Here is a 17,818-nt window from a genome sequence, read left to right as displayed (position 1 = left end):
GCACTCGGTAGGTGAAGCGTACTTCGTGGTCGGCTGGTCTGTCCGTTACTGCCGATGGTGTCGGGGTGATCTCTCACGCCGGCGCCATCGCTCCACGCCTTCTGGCTGATCAGGTCGGTCTGACCACCGAGCTGTCAGGGGCCATGGCTCGCCGCCGGTTCATCCCGATCCATGACCGCGGCCGGGTGTTGACCGATGTCGCGGTGATGCTCGCCGATGGCGGCGAGTCCATCTCCGACATCGGCGTCCTGCGCCACCAGTCCGGCGCCCTGGGCCCGGTGGCCTCAGCACCGACGGTGTGGCGGACCCTGGACGAGATCACTGCCGGCAAGCGTAAGAAGATCCAAGTCGCGCGGGCCCGTACCCGGCGTCACGTGTGGTCCCACCTGCCCGGCGGGGTTCCCGCATCCAAATGTGCAGGTCGGGACCTCGGATCGACGATCGTGCTCGATGTGGACGCCACCATCGTGGTCACCCACAGCGAGAAGGAGAACGCCGCGCCGACGTACAAGCGCACGTTCGGATACCACCCGATCGGCGTGTGGTGCGACAACACAGAAGAGTTCCTCGCCGCGAGCCTGCGCCCGGGCAACGCCGGGTCCAACACCGCCGCCGACCACATCGACGTCCTGGGCCAAGCAATCGCCCAGATCCCCGCCGCTCACCGGCGCGACCTGCTGATCCGCTCCGACGGCGCCGGCGCCTCCCACGACCTGTTGGAGTGGATCACCGAACAGAACGGCATCCGCGGTCGACGGGTGGAGTACTCGGTCGGGTTCTCGGTCACCGCCCCGTTGCGCCGGGCCATTGCGATCACTCCCGAGGCTGCGTGGGGGCCAGCGTTGAATCCCTCCGGCGACATCCGCGACGGGGCTGAAGTTGCTGAGCTGACCGGGTTGCTCGCCTCCAGGATGCTCGCGAAGTGGCCGGACGGGATGCGGGTGATCGTGCGCCGCGAACGGCCCCACCCCGGCGCCCAGTTGTCGATGTTCGAGGAGATCGACGGGTGGCGCTACCAGGCGTTCGTGACCAACACCATCACTGGTCAGCTGCAGTTCCTCGAGGCCAGGCATCGGGCTCACGCCCGGGTTGAGGACCGGATCCGCCACGCGAAAGACACCGGGCTCGGCCGTCTGCCCTCACGGGAATTCGCGCTCAATCAGGCCTGGCTGGTGGCGGTGATGATCGCCGCGGATCTCGTGGCCTGGACGCGGATGCTGGCCTGCATCGGCGCGGCCGCAGTTCTGGCCTTGTGCGAGCCCAAAGCGCTGCGCTACCGCTTCCTGCACGTGGCAGCCCGGCTGACTCGTAGCGGACGACGGCGAAAAGTGAAGATCCCCGAAACGTGGCCCTGGGCCACCGCCATCGTCGCCGTGTTCAACACAATCGCCGCCATCCCCAAACCAGCCTGACCTCACCTGCCCGCCCACGACAGCACCACCCGGAGACCCGCCCACCGGCAGCGCCAGCCGGCACCCCCGCACGCCCACACGCGAAAACAAGCCCGCCGTCACCCGACAGCAGCAGTCACACCGGCCCGTGAATCAGCGGGGCTAACACATAGCTGCAGATAGGCCGCGACGCCCCGACCCCATGTCGCCGATCAGACCTCACCCCGTCGACAGCGCCTCCGCGCAGTCCACGCGACCGTTAGGGAACTCGACGACCTTCGCGTCGCGCTTCTGCAGCAGCCCGTCGAGCACCCGGCACTCGGTGAACCCGGCGATCGGCCCACCGGCGTCCCCGTCCACCGACAGGACAAGGGTGTCGCCCTCCCACCACGCGGTGCCGTTCTGCGTGGAGAAGGCCCTCTCGACGGCCTCGGCGAGCTGGTCGCGGTCGGTGCCGAACGCGTAGGAGCCGGAGTCGCTCGACGGTGAGGTCTGCTTCAGGACGGGAGGTTCCGTCGCGGGGTCCGCGTCCGGCGCGTCTCCTCCGGAGCCGCAGGCTGCACCGGCCGTCACGAGGAGTCCCGCCCACACCACCGCCCCGGCCCGCACGAGACGTGCACGCATGATCGTCTCGATTCTCCCAGCGCCACCGCCGGAGTAGTCAGATATCGGAACTCTTCACCACAGACCAACACACTATTCGCTGTTCATCATGTCTCGTTATGGTGTCGAATCACCGCGGGGCGCCTATTTTCTCGGGATCTGCCTATGGTGGGCCCATACCGCGTGAGCAAGGGAGAGCAGGAATGGTCGCCTCGCCGTCGGGTCAGGGGTTGGTACACGGCGCCAACGACTGGTCGCGCAGACTCGGGATCTCGCTCCGGCCGTGGTCGGCCCACTCACCACACGGGCTGCTCCTGCGCGGGGCGATCCAGACCGCCGTCTCGGTGTTCGTCGTGGTGGTGGGGCGGCGCCTGCGGGGCGCGGACGAGGTCACCGCGGGCGCCGGCGAGCTCGAGAGTCTCCGCGCCGTCGCGCTGCTCCTCGTCATCGGCGCGATGGCCACGGGCCTCCTCGGCGTCGCACGGATGGTCGTGGGAGCGATCGACCTCGCGCCGCGGACGACCGTCACCGGCACGGTCCTGAGCTTGGACGACCGTCAGGCTCTCGACTTCCTACCCAACGCCCTCCAGCACGCGATATTCACCCGCAACCCCCAGAACATCGACAAGCGTCGGCCCCGGACCGAGGTGGTGCTCGACACCGCGGACGGCGTGCGCCAGTGGACGGTCCGCAGCGCGCGCGCCCGGCGACAGCTCCGGCGGGGCGCGACGGTCCGCCTCGTCGTCACCCCCCTGGCCGGCTACGTCGCCAGCGTCGAGCCCACCGCCCCCTGATCCGGCCCGGGGCCCGGGGAGGGGTCAGCGCCCGGTTCCGGCGTAGACCGTGGCCTCCTCCTCGCCGCCCAGCTCGAACGCCGCGTGCAGGGCACGGACGCTGTCGGGCAGCTCGTCCTCTCGGACCAGCGCCGAGATGCGGATCTCCGAGGTCGAGATGAGCTCGATGTTGATACCCGCCTCGGACAGCGACTCACAGAAGGTGGCCGTGACGCCCGGGTGCGACTTCATGCCCGCGCCGACGAGGGAGACCTTGCCGACGTTGTCGTCGTAGAGCACCTGGTCGATGCCCAGATCGTCCTTGGCCTTGGACAGCACCTCGACCGCCTTGGCGCCGACCTCGCGCGGGCACGTGAAGGTGATGTCGGTCTTGCCCTCCGCCTTGGAGACGTTCTGCAGGACCATGTCGATGTTGATCTCGGCATCGGCGACGACGCGGAAGATCTTGGCCGCGTACCCCGGCTGGTCGGGGATGCCGACCACCGTGATCTTGGCCTCCGAGGCGTCGTGAGCGACTCCGGTCAGGACTGCGTCTTCCACGGGGATGTCCTCCACTTTTCCGGCCACGAGCGTGCCCGGGTTGGTCGAATACGAAGAGCGGACGCGCAGCGGCACGTGGTAGCGGCGGGCGAACTCGACGCTGCGCAGGTTGAGGATCTTGGAGCCGACCGCCGCCATCTCGAGCATCTCCTCGTACGAGATGGTGTCGAGCTTGCGGGCGTTCGGGACGATCCGCGGGTCGGACGTGTAGATGCCGTCGACGTCCGAGTAGATCTCGCACACGTCCGCGCCCAGCGCCGCGGCCATCGCGACCGCCGTGGTGTCGGATCCGCCGCGGCCGAGGGTGGTGACGTCGCGGGTCTCACGCGACACGCCCTGGAAGCCCGCGACGAGGGCGATCTTGCCTTGATCGAGCGCCTCGCGGACACGGCCCGGGGTGATGTCGATGATTCGGCTGTTGCCGTGTCGGGTGGTGGTGATGATGCCGGCCTGCGACCCGGTGAACGAGTAGGCCTCCATCCCGAACGAGCTGATGGCCATCGCGAGCAGCGCGTTGGAGATGCGCTCACCCGACGTCAGCAGCATGTCCATCTCGCGCTGCGGCGGCGAGGGACAGACCTGGTCGGCCAGGTCCAGCAGCTCGTCGGTCGTGTCGCCCATGGCCGAGGCGACGACCACGACGTCGTTGCCCGCCTTCCTGGTCTCCACGATCCGTTCGGCCACCCGACGGATACGTTCTGCGGACTCCACGGAGGAGCCGCCGTACTTCTGCACTACGAGTGCCACGCGGTCACACCCTTCCGGTGTTGATCGGCTTAACGCAGACCCACTTTACGGGAGGTGTTTACTCATGAGTGATGACTGAAACCTGGGCGGCAGTACTCCTCGCCCTCGCCTCCGCCCTCAGCCAGGCCTTCGGCACCGTGATGCGGCACCGCTCACCGCGCCGCGCGAGGGGCCGACGCGAGGGCGATTTCCACATCCTCACCAGCAGGTACTGGTGGACCGGCATGGCCATCAGCCTCGCCGGCTTCGTGTTCCAGGGGCTGGCGCTGATCTACGGTTCGCTCATCCTGGTCCAGACGATCACCGTCCTCTCACTCACCTTCGCCCTCCCGTTGGGCGCATGGGTGACCGGGCGGCGGGTCACCAAGACCGAACTGCTCTGGGGCCACGTCCTGGCGGGATGCGTGGTCGTGCTGGTGATCTACGGCCGGCCCACCGGTGGGGAGGTACATCCGCCCTGGTGGCAGTGGGCACTGGCCTGTGCGGCGGGCGTCCTCGTCGTCGTCGTCCTCCTCCGCCTCTCCCGCGCGCTCCGCGCCGACGGCAACCGTGCCCTGCTACTGGGCGTGGCCGGCGGCACCGCGTTCGCCTACGTCGCGCTCCTCACCAAGGGCGTCGCCGACCGGTTCTACGAGGGCGGGCCGCTGCTCGTGGCCACCACCGGCGAGGTGTACGGGCTCGTCGTGGCCGCCGTCGTCGCCCTGACGCTGCAACAGATGTCGTTCTCCGTCGGCGCCGTCCACCAGGCCGTCCCCGCCTCGACCGTCACCACGCCGGTGGTCTCGCTCGCACTGGGCGTGGTGGTCCTCGGCGAGTGGTTCGCGGTCGACGGACCCGAGCTGGCGATCCTCGCCGCCACGCTCATCGTCATGGTCGTGGCGACGGTGCGGCTCGCGCACAAGGAGGTCGACCCGGCGCCGTCGGAGGACGAGGCGGAGGAGGCGCCGTCGGACGAGGCGCCGTCGGAGACACCCCCCGACACCCGCGCGGAGCCGCCGTCCCGGTAACGCGGGCACCGGCGGACGCGATTTTCCTGCTATGAGCACTCTCGCCGAGCGGCCCGACCTCGCCTCCCGATCGCCTAAGCTGAATCACATGCGCCTCACACGTCACACGGGTCGGCTTCTCTCGGCGATCGGCGCGGCCGTCGGGACGGTCGCCGCCACGCTCGCGGTCACGGCCCCCACCGCCGGCGCCGTGGTCGGCGGCGCACCCTCGGGCCCGGCGCCGTGGGCAGTGCAGATCACCACCTTCGGCGGCGTGCTCGGCGCGCCCTGCTCGGGAGTCGTCGTCCACCCGCGCTGGGTCGCCACCGCCGCCCACTGCGGCCCCACCGACCCCAACGCCTACACCCTCGGGTTCGGCAACTGGGCCACCGTGCCGGGCGGCTTCGCCACCACCGCCCCGCTCGCCACCCCGCAGGTCGTCGGCGCCTTCGGTTCCCTCGACACCGGCAGCTTCGGCCGTCACACCCCGGAAGCCGTCTACAAGGCCCCCGCCGGGGACTTCATGCTCATCAAGCTCCGCCACCCCGCGCCGTCGCCGTCCGTCCTGCGCGCCGGCGTCGACCCCGCCCCGGGCGCCGTCCTGCGCTTCCACGGCTTCGGCGAGACCACCCCCCGCGGCCTGCGCTCGGCCGACCTGCGCACCGGGCTCACCCGCCTCGACCGGATGGAACCCCGCGGCGGCTCCCGGATCGGCCGCTCGCACACCATCGAGGGCGGCTACGGCCTCGGCGACTCGGGCGGGCCCGTCTTCCAGGGCGACCGCCTCGTCGGCATCCACTCCGGCTCCGACCACGGTCGCCGCCAGCCGAACGGGACCAACCCCGCGTGGTACGAATCGATCCCGGCCCAGAACGGGTGGATCGACTGGATGATCACCCACCGGTGACAGCGGGCCCCTCCCCCACCCGAGACGCAGACAGATGCGCCGACCGACCCGCCGCCCCGACCCCGCGACGTGCGCCGGCGACGCGCCCGTGCCGAACCACGGCGCTATTTGCCACACTGGAGAAATGACCCCGCCGGAGCTCCTGATCCGTCGCGCCTCGCGCGCAGACCTGGACCTCGTGCTGTCCGCGGGCGACCTGTTCGACTCCCCGCCCACCGCCGAGTGGACGCAGGACTTCCTCGACCGCGGCTCGAACCTGCTCCTGATGGCCCTCCACGACGGGGTCCCGGTGGCGATGCTCGTCGCCGTGGAGACCGGCCACCTGGGAGACAGCCCCGACCTGTTCGTCTACGGCATCCGCGTCCGCGAGGACCTGCGCCGCCAGGGCATCGCGCACCGGCTCGTCGAAAAGGCCGTCTCGGTGGCCGAGGAAGCCGGCTGTCGACGCGTCTGGGGATCGATGCACGACGACGATGTCCGGGACCTGTGCCCCGGCTCCCCTCTGCGCACCCCGAACGACATCACCGCCGGCCCCACCACCTTCGTCATTCCGATTCCGTGACGTCCGGCGGGAAGGTGTATGGTGACCTGCATGCAGCGCGTGCTCCTTCTTGGATGCCGCGGCGGGGCCCGCTAGAGCGGACCGGCTCCCCGTCGCGGGATCTCGTCGCGCCGGTCCGATCCTGAAACGATCGAACTCCACGGAAGTTGAGCCCCCGCAATGAATCCCGCTGATGCCTTCGTCTCGTCGTCGTCGACCCTGACGCCCCCCTCCAAGCCCGGCCGCCCCGACCAGCCGTCGTGGAACAAACAGCGCGGCTCCTCCATGCCGTGGCACCGGTACCGGCCGTTCGCCGAGGAGGTCGAGGACGTCTCGCTGCCCGACCGCACCTGGCCCGACAAGGTCATCACCCACGCCCCCCAGTGGTGCGCCGTGGACCTGCGCGACGGCAACCAGGCCCTGATCGACCCGATGAGCCCCGCGCGCAAGCGCCGCATGTTCGACCTGCTGGTGCGCATGGGATACAAGGAGATCGAGGTCGGGTTCCCGTCCGCGTCGCAGACCGACTACGACTTCGTCCGCGAGATCATCGAGGACGACGCGATCCCGGACGACGTCACCATCCAGGTGCTGGTCCAGTGCCGCGAGGACCTCATCCGCCGCACCTTCGAGGCGTGCGAGGGTGCGTCCGACGTGATCGTGCACTTCTACAACTCCACGTCGATCCTCCAGCGCAAGGTCGTCTTCCGTAAGGACCGGGACGACATCAAGAAGATCGCCACCGACGCCGCCGAGCTGGTCACGACCATCGCGAAGGACTACCCCGACACCAACTGGCGCTGGGAGTACTCGCCCGAGTCGTTCACCGGCACCGAGCTGGGCTTCTCCAAGGAGGTCTGCGACGCGGTGACCGAGGTCGTGGGCGCGACGCCGGAGAACCCGATCATCATCAACCTGCCGGCGACGGTCGAGATGGCCACGCCCAACGTGTACGCCGACCAGATCGAGTGGATGCACCGCAACCTGGCGCACCGCGACTCGACCATCCTGTCGCTGCACCCCCACAACGACCGCGGCACCGGCGTGGCCGCCGCCGAGCTGGCGTTCCAGGCCGGCGCCGACCGCATCGAGGGCTGCCTGTTCGGCAACGGCGAGCGCACGGGCAACGTGTGCCTGGTGACCCTGGGCATGAACATGCTCACCCGCGGCGTCGACCCGCAGATCAACTTCTCCGACATGGACGAGATCCGCCGCACGGTCGAGTACGCCAACCAGCTGCCCGTCCCCGAGCGTCACCCCTACGGCGGCGACCTGGTCTTCACCGCGTTCTCCGGCTCGCACCAGGACGCCATCAACAAGGGCTTCGACGCCCTGCAGGCCGAGGCCGATGCCCGCGGCGAGGACATCACCGACATCACGTGGGAGGTCCCGTACCTGCCCGTCGACCCGAAGGACGAGGGCCGCACCTACGAGGCCGTCATCCGCGTGAACTCGCAGTCCGGCAAGGGCGGCGTCGCCTACATCATGAAGAGCGACTACGGCCTGCAGCTGCCGCGGCGCCTGCAGATGGAATTCTCACAGATCGTCCAGAACGTCACCGACTCCGAGGGCGGCGAGGTCACGCCCAAGGCCATGTGGGACATCTTCTCCCTCGAGTACCTGGACCGCATCTCACCCATGGAGCGCATATCCCAGGTGCTCTCGCCGGCCGAGACCGACGACGGTGAGGACTTCATCGAGGCCGTCATCAAGTGGAAGGGCGAGACGCGCGAGCTGACGGGGTCCGGTAACGGCCCCCTGGCGGCGTTCGTCGCCGCCCTGAACGAGATGTTCGACGACGAGGTACGCATCCTCGACTACTCGGAGCACGCGATGACCGCCGGGGATGACGCGACCGCAGCCGCGTACGTCGAGGTGCAGTTCGGCAACCGGGTCTTCTGGGGTGTCGGCCGGGCCGGTTCCATCACCACCGCGTCCCTGCGCGCCGTGGTCTCCGCCGTGAACCGTGCGTACGCCGACGAGGCCGAGGGCGCTGAGGCCGTGGGTTCGGTCGAGGGCGCGCGTACCTGGGCCCCGTGACGGGCTGAGGCCCGGCGGGCTGGCGCGGCCCCGACCATCGAGAAGACCGTTCCGCACACATCACCCGAGTGAAGGTGTGCGGAACGGTCTTTTCGTGTACCCACGGCGCCCCCCGAACCTCATTTGTCGCATGTATCACTCCGGTAACGACGGTCTCGATTCGATTACAACAAGCGCGTAATGTGGCGTCGGGTCGCGCCGATAGGCATGGCGTCTGCCGTCCGTAAACATCAGTCTGGAGCTGTTATGTCCGTGACACGCCGTGGGTTCCTCACAGCCGCATCGGTCGGCGTGGGCGCCGCCGTCGCCTCCTCCGTTCGCGGTCCCGTAGCCGGGGCCAACCCGTTCACCACCGGCTCCCTCGGCGTGGCCCAGGACCTCATGCAGTCGATCTCCACCGGCAGCGGCATGATACAGCCCAACGGCCCGCTCGGCTTCGTGGGCGTCACGTTCCCGAGCCCGGAGGAGATCGCCGGCCGCATCCGGTTCGCGTTCCCCGACGGCTCCATGGGCGACTGGCTCCCGCTCGAGGCCATGGACTCCGCCCCGGATGCCGGCAGCACGCCCGCCGCCGAGCTCGTCGCCGCGCCCGAGGGCGCTGTCGGCTACGAGGTGGACGCCCCCGCCGGCTCGGAGGCCACCGTCTTCGACGACGGCCGGGGCACCCCGCGCAACTACAGTCTCGGCAGCATCGGCCTGGCCGGCCTGCCGATCATCCCGCGTGCCGCGTGGGGCGCCGGGGACGTCTCCGGATTCCGGTGGGCGCCGACCTACTTCCCCGCGCAGTCGATCACGATCCACCACACCGCGGTCGTGCCCGGACCGGACCGCGCCGCGAGCGTGCGGGCGATCTACAACTACCACGCCAACACCCTGGGCTGGGGCGACGTCGGGTATCACCTGATCATCGACCCGGAGGGCCGGATCTACCAGGGCCGCGGTGGCACGCCGGTGGGCAACCCGGTGTTCCAGTTCCCGCCCGTCGCGGGCATCGCTCCCCCGGTGGTCACCGCCGGACACGTGGGTGGTTTCAACAACGGCAACATCGGCATCAGCCTGCTGGGCGACTTCACCGGCGCGCCGCCGACCGCCGCCGCCGTGGGCGCGACCATCGACTGCGTGCGCGCCCTGTGCAGCGCCACGGGCATCAACCCGCGGGCGGGCATCACGTACCGCAACCCGCAGGGCGGCGCGACGCGTCCGATCATGGCGGTCTCGGGCCACCGCGACTGGGGCGGCACGGCGTGCCCGGGCAACTCCTTCTACCCGCAGATGCAGTTCATCCGGGATCACGCGGCCAACGGCTGGACGCCCACCGCGATCTCCTCGGCGGCCTTCGGCTCCTGACCGCGGCCGGGCCGCGCGGGCAGGGCGGTCGCAGCGCGCGGGTCGCAGCGCGCGGCCGCGGCTCGCGGCCGCGCCGGGCCCTCAGCGCCGATCAGTCGCGGGCGCGCGTGGGCAGGAGCATCCCGAACACCCAGTTCACGAGGCCGACCACGATCGCCCCGAAGAAGGCCGCCCAGAACCCGCTGACCACGTACTCGGCGCCGAACGGCTGGAACGTCGTGGTGATCCAGCCGGTCAACATGAGCATCAGCGCGTTGACGACCAGCAGGAACAGCCCCAGCGTGATGATCGTCAGCGGCAGGGACAGCAGCTGGACGATCGGCTTGACCACTGCGTTAACCAGCGTGAACACGACGGCCACGATGAGCAGCGCGGTGATGGTCGGGACGTTCACCTCGTTCTCGATGGCGCCGGCGCCGGGCGCATAGATGCCGGTGGTGTCGTGCAGGGCGATTCCCGGCACGATCAGCGTCGCCACCCATAGGGCGACGGCGTTGACGATCAGCCGCAGTACCAGCGCCATCGGAAGAGTCAGCTCCTCACATAGTCATCGGCCACGTCGAGCGCGCGGTCGAAGATGTCCAGGCCCTCGTTGGCCTCGTCGGGGGTGATGATGCACGGCGGCACCACGTGGAAGCGGTTGTAGTTCATGAACAGCAGCAGCCCGTCCTTCTTCGCGGTCGCGAAGGTCCGCGCCATGGCCTCCGAGGATCCACCGTAGGGGGCGAGGGGCTCGCGTGTCTCGCGGTCGGCCACCATCTCCACCGCCCAGAACACGCCGAGGCCGCGGACCTCGCCGATCGACGGGTGCTTCTCGGCGAGCTCGCGCAGGCGCGGGCCGATCACGTCCTCGCCGATCATCTTCGCGTTCTCGACGATCTTCTCGTCGCGCATGAGGTTGATGGTCGCGACGACCGACGCGCAGGCCAGCGGGTGCCCGGCGTAGGTGAGGCCACCGGTGTACGGCGTGGTCTCGAACGACGCGGCGATCCGGTCGTGGAGGATGACGCCGCCGAGCGGGACGTACCCGGAGTTGGAGCCCTTGGCGAAGGTGATGAGGTCGGGCGCCCAGTCGTCGTCGCCGGACCGGAAGTTGTCGAGAGCCAGCCACTCGCCCGTGCGGCCGAACCCGGACATGACCTCGTCGCAGATCATGACGATCCCGTACTTGTCGCAGATCTCGCGCACGCCGCGCAGGTAGTCGGCCGGCGGGACCATGATGCCGACGGTGCCGGGCACCGACTCGATGATGAGCGCGGCGAAGTGGTCGGGCCCCTCGAGCGCGATGAGCGAGTCGAGATGCTCGAGCGCGCGGTCGCACTCCTGCTTCTCGTTCTCCGCGTAGAACTGCGAGCGGTACAGGAACGGGGCGTGGAAGTGCACGGCGCCGGTGTTGCCCATGTCGTTGGCCCAGCGGCGGGTGTCGCCGGTGAGGTTCATCGAGGTCGTGGTGGCCCCGTGGTAACTGCGGAACGCCGAGAGGGTCTTGTGGCGGCCGGTGTGGCGGCGGGCCATGCGGACGGCGTGCTCGACGGCCTCGGTGCCGGCGTTGGTGAAGAACACGCGGTTCATCCCGGCGGGCGCGACCTCGGCGATGAGGCGGGCGGCCTCGGCGCGGGCGGCGTTGGCGTGAGCCGGGTTGATGGTGCACAGCTCGGCGGCCTGGTCCTGGATCGCCTTGACGACCACCGGGTGCTGGTGGCCGATATTGGTGTTGACCAGCTGGGACGTGAAGTCGAGGAGACGGTTCCCGTCGCCGTCGGTCAGGTGGCAGCCCTCGGCGGCGGTGACGACCATCGGGTCGGTCGTGCCCCAAGCCGACCACGGGGTCAGGACGTGGGCGCGTTCCTTCTCGTAGACCTCTCGGGCGGCGGCGTTCTGGGGTGCGGGCACGGGGAAGTACTCCTGTGGTCGACGGCGTTGTCCACGGCCATCATGTCAGTTCCGCGCCGCCCTCCCGGACGAGCGCTCCACGATGCGGAATCAGCTGATGCGGCCGCGGGCGACCGGCGACCGGCGACCGGCGACCGGCGACCGGACCGTAGCACTCAGAAGAGCGCCTCCTGCGCACTGTCCACGGCCTGGGCGCCGGCGACGGGCCGGCCGGGGGCGACGTCGGCGAGCATCTCCTGGAACCGGGCGCACGGCACCAGCTCGAGCCCCTTCTTCCGCGCGAACGCGGTGCGTCCGCGCACTGCGCCGGGTGCGTCGCACACCGCGAGTGAGGTGCGGGACGAGATGCGGTCGGCCACGTAGAGACCGGCGTCGACGACGAGGGAGACGATCTCCTCCGGGTCGCGATCCACGTCCTGCGTGAAGACCACCTCCATGCCCTGCACCAGCCCGCCGCCGCGCTTCAGCCTTCCGGCCGGACGCCACAGCCTGGGTGCGGCGAGGGCCTCCGCCCACACCGTGGACACCAGATACCCGGTCTCGGGGTGGGCCACCATCGCGTCGAGTTCGCGGACCGAGGGGCGCACGTCCTTCGCGGCGGCCACCTCGAGCAGACCGGCGAACACCCCGGCCAGCACGAGGGCGTCGTCGTGGGCGTCGTGCGCGGCCCGCTGATGGACGCCAAAGTGGGCGGCCAGTGTGGACAGCTTGAGGTCGGCGGTCGACAGGTGGAGCCGGCCGGCGAAGTCGAGGGTGCACACGAACCTCTCGAGCGGCGGGGCGAGCCCGGCCCGCCTGGCCTCGGCGGCGAGGAACGACGCGTCGAAGGCCGCGTTGTGGGCGACGACCGTCCTCCCGTCCAGCACCCGGCCCAACTCGGCCGCCACGTCCTGGAAGCGCGGTTTGCCGGCGAGGAGGGCCGGGGTGAGGCCGTGCACGTGGACGGGCCCCGGGTCGACCCCGGGGTTGAGCAGGGTCGCGAACTCCTCGACCACCTCGCCGTCGTCACCGATCACCACGGCGGCCACCGACAACACCCGGTCGACCGCCGGCGTCATCCCCGACGTCTCGACGTCCACCACGACCCAACCCGACATGCCCCCATGGTCGCAGACCCCTCCGACATCCCGAGCGCCACCGTCGCAGGTCATGACGTTCACGCGCCCGTCATCACGGTGTCGGTGTCGCGCTGGCGTCGTACCTCGCGGTCGGGGTGGCGGCGGTCGGCGGTGCGGCGCCGTTCTGACCGGGCGGGCTGCCTAGACTCGTTGCATGACCTCCCGCGCGAACACCGCACTCACCCCCCGCGGCCGGGCGGCCGTGGCCGTCTCCCGTCTCGCGACCTGGGCGTCGCGGGTGTCGGGGCGCGGGTCGGGTGGGATGATCGGCGGCCTCGTGGCACTCAAGCTCGACCCGGGCCTCATGCGCCAGCTCGCGGCGGGCCGGCGAACGGTGCTGGTCACGGGGACCAACGGCAAATCGACGACGACGAGGATGGTCGCCTCCGCCCTGTCGACCGTGGGCCGGGTCGCCTCGAACACCGGCGGCGACAACATGGACGCCGGGATCGTCTCCGCCCTCGTGGCCGACAGTGTGGCCGGGTTGGCGGCCATCGAGGTGGATGAACTCCACACGCCGGCCGTCGCGGAGAACACCTCCCCGGAGGCGATCGTCCTGCTCAACCTCAGCCGGGATCAGCTCGACCGGGTGGGCGAGATCAACGCGATCGAGCGGCGGCTGCGGGCCGGGGTGGCCGCGCAGCCGCAGGCGACGGTGGTGGCGAACTGCGACGACGTCATGATCACCTCGGTGGCCTACGACAACCCGGAGGTCGTGTGGGTGGCGGCCGGGTCGGCGTGGGCGGGTGACTCGGTGAGCTGCCCGCGCACCGGGGAGCCGATCACGCGGACGATCGACGAGACGGGCGCGGTGCGGTGGCGGTCGACCGGCACCCTGCCCGACGGCCGGGAGTTCGCGCGGCCCGAGCCGGACTGGTGGGTCGACGACGAGGCGATCCACGGCCCCGACGGGTTCACCGCTCCCCTGTCCCTGGCGATCCCGGGGCGGGCCAACCGCGGCAACGCGGCCCAGGCCGTGGCGGCCGCGGTGGCGATGGGCGCGGACCCGGCCGCCGCGGTCCGGGCGGTCGAGCAGGTCGACGACGTGGCCGGCCGCTACTCGACCGTCGACGTGGACGGGCGGTCCGCGCACCTGCTGCTGGCCAAGAACCCGGCCGGCTGGCAGGAGGCGCTGGGCATGATCGACACGTCCGCCGACGGCCTGGTGATCGCGGTGAACGGGCAGGTCGCCGACGGTGTCGACCTGTCATGGCTGTGGGACGTGCGGTTCGAGAGCTTCGAGGGCGTGACCGTGTACGCCTCGGGCGAGCGGGCCGCCGACCTCTCGGTGCGGCTCACCTATGCCGGGGTGCGCCACGAGCTGGAGCCGGATCCGCTGGCCGCGATCCGGCGCTGTCCCGCGGGACGGGTCGAGGTGCTGGCCAATTACACGGCGTTCCGTGACCTCGGGCGGGCCATGACCGCCGCCGGGCACCGTCCCGTCGACGCGGACCAGAAGGAGCAGTGACGATGAGCGAGCATCACGCCGGCGAGAGCAATCCGGACCCGCGCGACGCGGGGGCCCGCCGGGAGGGCGCGTCCGCCTCCCCGCTGGACACCGTCGCCCCGGACTCGGCCCGGCCCACCGAGTCGACGGTGCGGATCGGTCTGGTCCTGCCCGACGTCATGGGCACCTACGGCGACGACGGCAACTCGCTGGTCCTGCGTCAGCGGCTCAGGTGGCGCGGCTACGACGCCGAGATCGTGCGGATCACCCTCGAGGACGCCGTCCCCGATTCCTGCGATCTGTACACGGTCGGCGGCGGCGAGGACGCGGCGCAGAAGCTCGCCTCCCGCCATCTGTCCGCATCGCCGGGGCTGCAGCGCGCGGTCGAGCGCGGGGCGCCGGTGCTGGCGATCTGCGCCGGCATGCAGGTGTTCGGTGAGTGGTTCGTCGTCTCGGACGGCTCGCGCGCGCCCGGGCTCGGCCTGCTGGACGTCACCACCTCGCCGCAGGCCACCCGCTCGATCGGCGAGCTGGTGGTGGCGCCGCAGGTCGACGGCCTGACGCAGCCGCTCACGGGCTTCGAGAACCACATGGGCGCCACCGTGTTGGGCTCCGACGCCGCTCCCCTGGGCCGGGTCACCTCCGGTGTGGGCAACGGCGTGCCGGACGGTCAGTCGGTCCCCGCCGGCGGGCTGGTCGAGGGCGTGGTCCAAGGCTCGGTCCTCGCCACCTACATGCACGGGCCGGTGCTGGCCCGCAATCCAGAGCTCGCCGACCTGCTGCTGTGCCGCGCGCTGGGCGTGGACTCGCTGCCGCCGGTCGAGGTGCCGGCGGTGGAGCGGCTGCGCCGGGAGCGGATCGCGGCCGCCCGGCGCTGAGCAGCTCCTCCGCCGATCGCCTGCGCCGCCCGCCGCTGATCAGCGACGCTGTGGACCTGCGCCGCCTGCCGCTTCGTGCCCTCGACATCAGGCCCGTCCCTTCGGCATCGAGCCCGTCCCGCCACCTATCGGATGGAACTCCACCTATGGGACCCCGAAGGCGTAGCGCGATCCGATAGGCGGCGTTGCGGGTTGAGGTGGCGTTGCGGGCTGAGGTGGCGTTGTCGGCCCAGGTGAGCGCACCGCGGCCCGTGGCCCGTGACCCGGGACCCGGGACCCGGGATCGGGGCTGTCCGGCGCTCGGCCCGCCTGCGCCTCGGGGGTGACGCCGGAATCCGTGCCGCGAATCCCTGGCGGGCCGGGTTCGCTGACATACCCTCGGACGCATGTGTGAACACCACGGCACCGCCACCCTCACCGGGTCCGTGACCCCTCCCGATCCCGCCGTCGAGGCGGCGCAGGTCCGCGCGCTGTGGGAGCCACTCGGGCTGCCGGGCATCATCGACGTGCACACGCACTTCATGCCCCCTCGCGTGATGGCCAAGGTGTGGGACTACTTCGATGCCGCCGGGCCCAAGATCGGCCGTCCCTGGCCCATTACCTACCGCGAGGCCGAGGACGAACGGGTCGAGCGGCTGCGGTCGTACGGGGTGCTGGCGTTCTCGTCGATGCTGTACCCGCACAAGCCCGACATGGCCGCGTGGCTCAACGCGTGGTCCGCGGAGTTCGCCTCGCGCCACCCCGACTGCCTCCACACTGCGACGTTCTTCCCCGAGCCGACGGCGGGCGACTACGTCCGCGATGCCGTCGATGCGGGGGCGCGGGTGTTCAAGTCGCACATCCAGGTGGGCGAGTACGACCCCCGGGATCCGCTGCTGGACCCGGTGTGGGGCGTGTTGTCCGAGGCGCAGGTGCCGACGGTCATCCACTGCGGTTCGGGCCCGGTGGCCGGCGAGTTCACGGGTCCTGAGCCGGTGGCCGCCGTGCTCGAGCGCTTTCCCGAGCTGCCGCTGATCGTCGCCCACATGGGCATGGGCGAGTACTCGGACTTCCTCGATCTGGCCGAGCGGTACGACAACGTCTACCTGGACACGACGATGGCCTTCACGGACTTCGTGGAGGAGACCATGCCCTTCCCGCCTGCCGAGCGTGCTCGGCTGGCCGACCTGGGCCACAAGGTGCTCCTGGGCACCGATTTCCCGAACATCCCGTACCCGTACGCCCATCAGCTCGGGGCCCTGGCCGGGCTCGGGCTGGGCGAGGACTGGCTACGGGCGGTGTGGCACGGAAATGCCGCGCGGCTCTTCGGTCTCTGACTCCGTGCCCGGGTAGCCGATCTCCGGGTCCTTCGCGGGATCGGCCGGGGCCGAGGCGCCCGTGTCCGGGGCGGGCACGGCCGGCTGCGCGGGGTCGACCTGTTCGGGCCGCAGCACGCCGCCCGATCGCGCCGGCTGCGCGGGGCCACCGGAGAGGATGCGACGCCCGGACAGCGCGCTGCCCAGGGTGAGCTCGTCGGCGAACTCCAGGTCGGCGCCCATGGGCAGGCCGGAGGCCAGGCGGCTCACGATGAGGTCGGGGAACGGTCGCAGGAGGCGGGCCAGGTAAGTGCTGGTCGCTTCGCCGGTGGTGTTGGGATCGGTGGCGATGATGATCTCGGCGATCTCCTCGCCCTCGACCTCGGCCCCGACCCGCCGCATGAGTCCGGCGATGCGTAGTTCGTTGGGTCCGATGCCGTTGATCGGGTCGAGCGCGCCGCCGAGCACGTGGTAGAGCCCGCGGAACTCCCGGGTGCGCTCGATGGCCTCGATGTCCTTGGGCTCCTCGACCACGCAGATGAGGGTGGGGTCGCGGCGGGGATCGGAACAGATGCGGCAGCGCTCGGCCGCCGCGACGGTGCCGCAGACCTCGCAATAGGTGACGCCCTCCACCACCGCCTGCAGCGCGGAACGGAGGCGTTCGACCGACTCGGGCTCGGCCTGCAGCAGGTGGAACGCCAGGCGCTGCGCGGACTTCGGCCCGATGCCCGGCAGCTTGCCGAACTCGTCGATCAGGTTCTGGACCGGTCCCTCGTACATCGCGCTTTCCTGTGTTCTTGCTGGCCCGGCGACGGTTGCGTCGTCGGGTGGCGGGGCCCGGGGCGCCCCGGCCCCGGGTGGCGGGACCCGGTGCACACCGGGTCCCGCGGGCTCACATGCCCAGGCCGCCCATCATGTCGCCGAGGCCGCCGCCGGAGGCGAGCGGGCCGAGGCGGGACTCCGCGAGTTCCTGCACCTTGGTGTGGGCGTCGCCGAACGCGCCGACGAGCAGATCCTGCAGCGTCTCGACGTCCTCAGGGTCGACGACCTTCGGGTCGATGGTCACGCCGGTGACCTCGCCGGTACCGCGCATGGAGACGGTGACGAGCCCGCCGCCCGCCTGACCGTCGACCGTGCTCGCGGCGATCTCCTGCTGCGCCTCGGCGAGCTGGGCCTGCATCTGCTGGGCCTGCTGGAGCAGGGCGTTCATGTCGGGTCCGGGCTGCATGGCTGGGGTCCTTTCGGCGGTGTGCGGGCGGTGGTGCGGTCGTGCCTGGTCCTGCCGGGGCGG

Annotated in this window: 16 protein-coding genes and 1 pseudogene; 10 read left to right on the top strand and 7 right to left on the bottom strand. The window is 70.8% G+C overall.

Features of this window, described 5'->3' with window-relative positions; translation table 11 throughout:
- Positions 1 to 11 precede the first annotated feature (11 nt).
- The gene (locus VYL96_RS02080; protein WP_131886407.1) at positions 12 to 1,412 is read left to right on the top strand and encodes an IS1380 family transposase; all 1,401 of its coding nucleotides are present in this window, start codon (positions 12 to 14) and stop codon (positions 1,410 to 1,412) included.
- A gap of 198 nt (positions 1,413 to 1,610) precedes the next feature.
- Here VYL96_RS02080 and VYL96_RS02075 read toward each other — a convergent pair whose 3' ends face one another.
- Entirely contained in the window at positions 1,611 to 2,015 is a 405-nt protein-coding gene (locus tag VYL96_RS02075; protein ID WP_131886408.1) for a hypothetical protein, read from the bottom strand.
- A 182-nt stretch (positions 2,016 to 2,197) separates the two neighbouring features.
- On the opposite strand from VYL96_RS02075, the gene VYL96_RS02070 reads away from it, so the two are divergent.
- Positions 2,198 to 2,788, top strand: a complete 591-nt coding sequence (locus tag VYL96_RS02070; protein ID WP_131886409.1) for a hypothetical protein — start codon at positions 2,198 to 2,200, stop codon at positions 2,786 to 2,788.
- A gap of 24 nt (positions 2,789 to 2,812) precedes the next feature.
- On the opposite strand, the gene VYL96_RS02065 is transcribed toward VYL96_RS02070, so the two are convergent.
- Positions 2,813 to 4,075 carry an aspartate kinase gene (locus VYL96_RS02065; protein WP_131886410.1) on the bottom strand — a complete coding sequence of 421 codons (1,263 nt, stop codon included), beginning with the start codon at positions 4,073 to 4,075 and terminating at the stop codon, positions 2,813 to 2,815.
- A 71-nt stretch (positions 4,076 to 4,146) separates the two neighbouring features.
- Between VYL96_RS02065 and VYL96_RS02060 the strand changes: the two genes are divergently transcribed.
- From VYL96_RS02060 to VYL96_RS02040, 5 genes are all read left to right on the top strand, one after another.
- Entirely contained in the window at positions 4,147 to 5,082 is a 936-nt protein-coding gene (locus VYL96_RS02060; protein WP_131886411.1) for a DMT family transporter, read from the top strand.
- Between the two features lie 88 nt (positions 5,083 to 5,170).
- Positions 5,171 to 5,968: a trypsin-like serine protease gene (locus VYL96_RS02055; protein WP_082767814.1), complete on the top strand. Its 798-nt coding sequence runs from the start codon at positions 5,171 to 5,173 to the stop codon at positions 5,966 to 5,968.
- A gap of 124 nt (positions 5,969 to 6,092) precedes the next feature.
- Positions 6,093 to 6,530, top strand: a complete 438-nt coding sequence (locus VYL96_RS02050) for a GNAT family N-acetyltransferase (RefSeq protein ID WP_131886412.1) — start codon at positions 6,093 to 6,095, stop codon at positions 6,528 to 6,530.
- Between the two features lie 159 nt (positions 6,531 to 6,689).
- Positions 6,690 to 8,549 carry a 2-isopropylmalate synthase gene (gene leuA, locus VYL96_RS02045; protein WP_131886413.1) on the top strand — a complete coding sequence of 620 codons (1,860 nt, stop codon included), beginning with the start codon at positions 6,690 to 6,692 and terminating at the stop codon, positions 8,547 to 8,549.
- A 246-nt stretch (positions 8,550 to 8,795) separates the two neighbouring features.
- A complete protein-coding gene (locus tag VYL96_RS02040) occupies positions 8,796 to 9,896 on the top strand; it encodes a peptidoglycan recognition protein family protein (RefSeq protein WP_131886414.1) in 1,101 nt (366 codons plus the stop codon).
- A 91-nt stretch (positions 9,897 to 9,987) separates the two neighbouring features.
- On the opposite strand, the gene VYL96_RS02035 is transcribed toward VYL96_RS02040, so the two are convergent.
- The 3 genes from VYL96_RS02035 to VYL96_RS02025 all read right to left on the bottom strand — a co-directional run bounded on the left by VYL96_RS02035 (position 9,988) and on the right by VYL96_RS02025 (position 12,886).
- On the bottom strand, positions 9,988 to 10,419 hold the full coding sequence (locus VYL96_RS02035) for a phage holin family protein (RefSeq protein ID WP_061229682.1): 432 nt from the start codon (positions 10,417 to 10,419) through the stop codon (positions 9,988 to 9,990).
- 8 nt (positions 10,420 to 10,427) lie between these two features.
- Positions 10,428 to 11,789, bottom strand: a complete 1,362-nt coding sequence (locus VYL96_RS02030) for an aspartate aminotransferase family protein (RefSeq protein WP_131886415.1) — start codon at positions 11,787 to 11,789, stop codon at positions 10,428 to 10,430.
- 155 nt (positions 11,790 to 11,944) lie between these two features.
- Positions 11,945 to 12,886: an exonuclease domain-containing protein gene (locus tag VYL96_RS02025; RefSeq protein ID WP_131886416.1), complete on the bottom strand. Its 942-nt coding sequence runs from the start codon at positions 12,884 to 12,886 to the stop codon at positions 11,945 to 11,947.
- Positions 12,887 to 13,061: 175 nt separating this feature from the next.
- On the opposite strand from VYL96_RS02025, the gene VYL96_RS02020 reads away from it, so the two are divergent.
- The 3 genes from VYL96_RS02020 (at position 13,062) to VYL96_RS02010 (ending at position 16,548) form a co-directional block, all read left to right on the top strand.
- Positions 13,062 to 14,375 (top strand): MurT ligase domain-containing protein, encoded by a 1,314-nt coding sequence (locus VYL96_RS02020; RefSeq protein ID WP_131886417.1) that lies wholly within the window; start codon positions 13,062 to 13,064, stop codon positions 14,373 to 14,375.
- Entirely contained in the window at positions 14,372 to 15,232 is an 861-nt protein-coding gene (locus VYL96_RS02015) for a type 1 glutamine amidotransferase (RefSeq protein WP_131886418.1), read from the top strand. The genes VYL96_RS02020 and VYL96_RS02015 overlap by 4 nt, the downstream gene beginning before the upstream one ends.
- A gap of 386 nt (positions 15,233 to 15,618) precedes the next feature.
- The gene (locus VYL96_RS02010) at positions 15,619 to 16,548 is read left to right on the top strand and encodes an amidohydrolase family protein (RefSeq protein WP_207913598.1); all 930 of its coding nucleotides are present in this window, start codon (positions 15,619 to 15,621) and stop codon (positions 16,546 to 16,548) included.
- A 153-nt stretch (positions 16,549 to 16,701) separates the two neighbouring features.
- Here VYL96_RS02010 and recR read toward each other — a convergent pair.
- Positions 16,702 to 17,307, bottom strand: a pseudogene (gene recR, locus VYL96_RS02005) (recombination mediator RecR); the annotation flags it as partial.
- Between the two features lie 112 nt (positions 17,308 to 17,419).
- Positions 17,420 to 17,755, bottom strand: coding sequence for a YbaB/EbfC family nucleoid-associated protein (locus VYL96_RS02000; protein ID WP_007632582.1), 336 nt, complete (start codon positions 17,753 to 17,755; stop codon positions 17,420 to 17,422).
- Positions 17,756 to 17,818 lie beyond the last annotated feature (63 nt).

The organism is Dietzia maris, from assembly GCF_036287335.1.
Lineage (GTDB): Bacteria > Actinomycetota > Actinomycetes > Mycobacteriales > Mycobacteriaceae > Dietzia > Dietzia cinnamea.
This window is presented reverse-complemented; position numbering and strand designations above follow the sequence as displayed.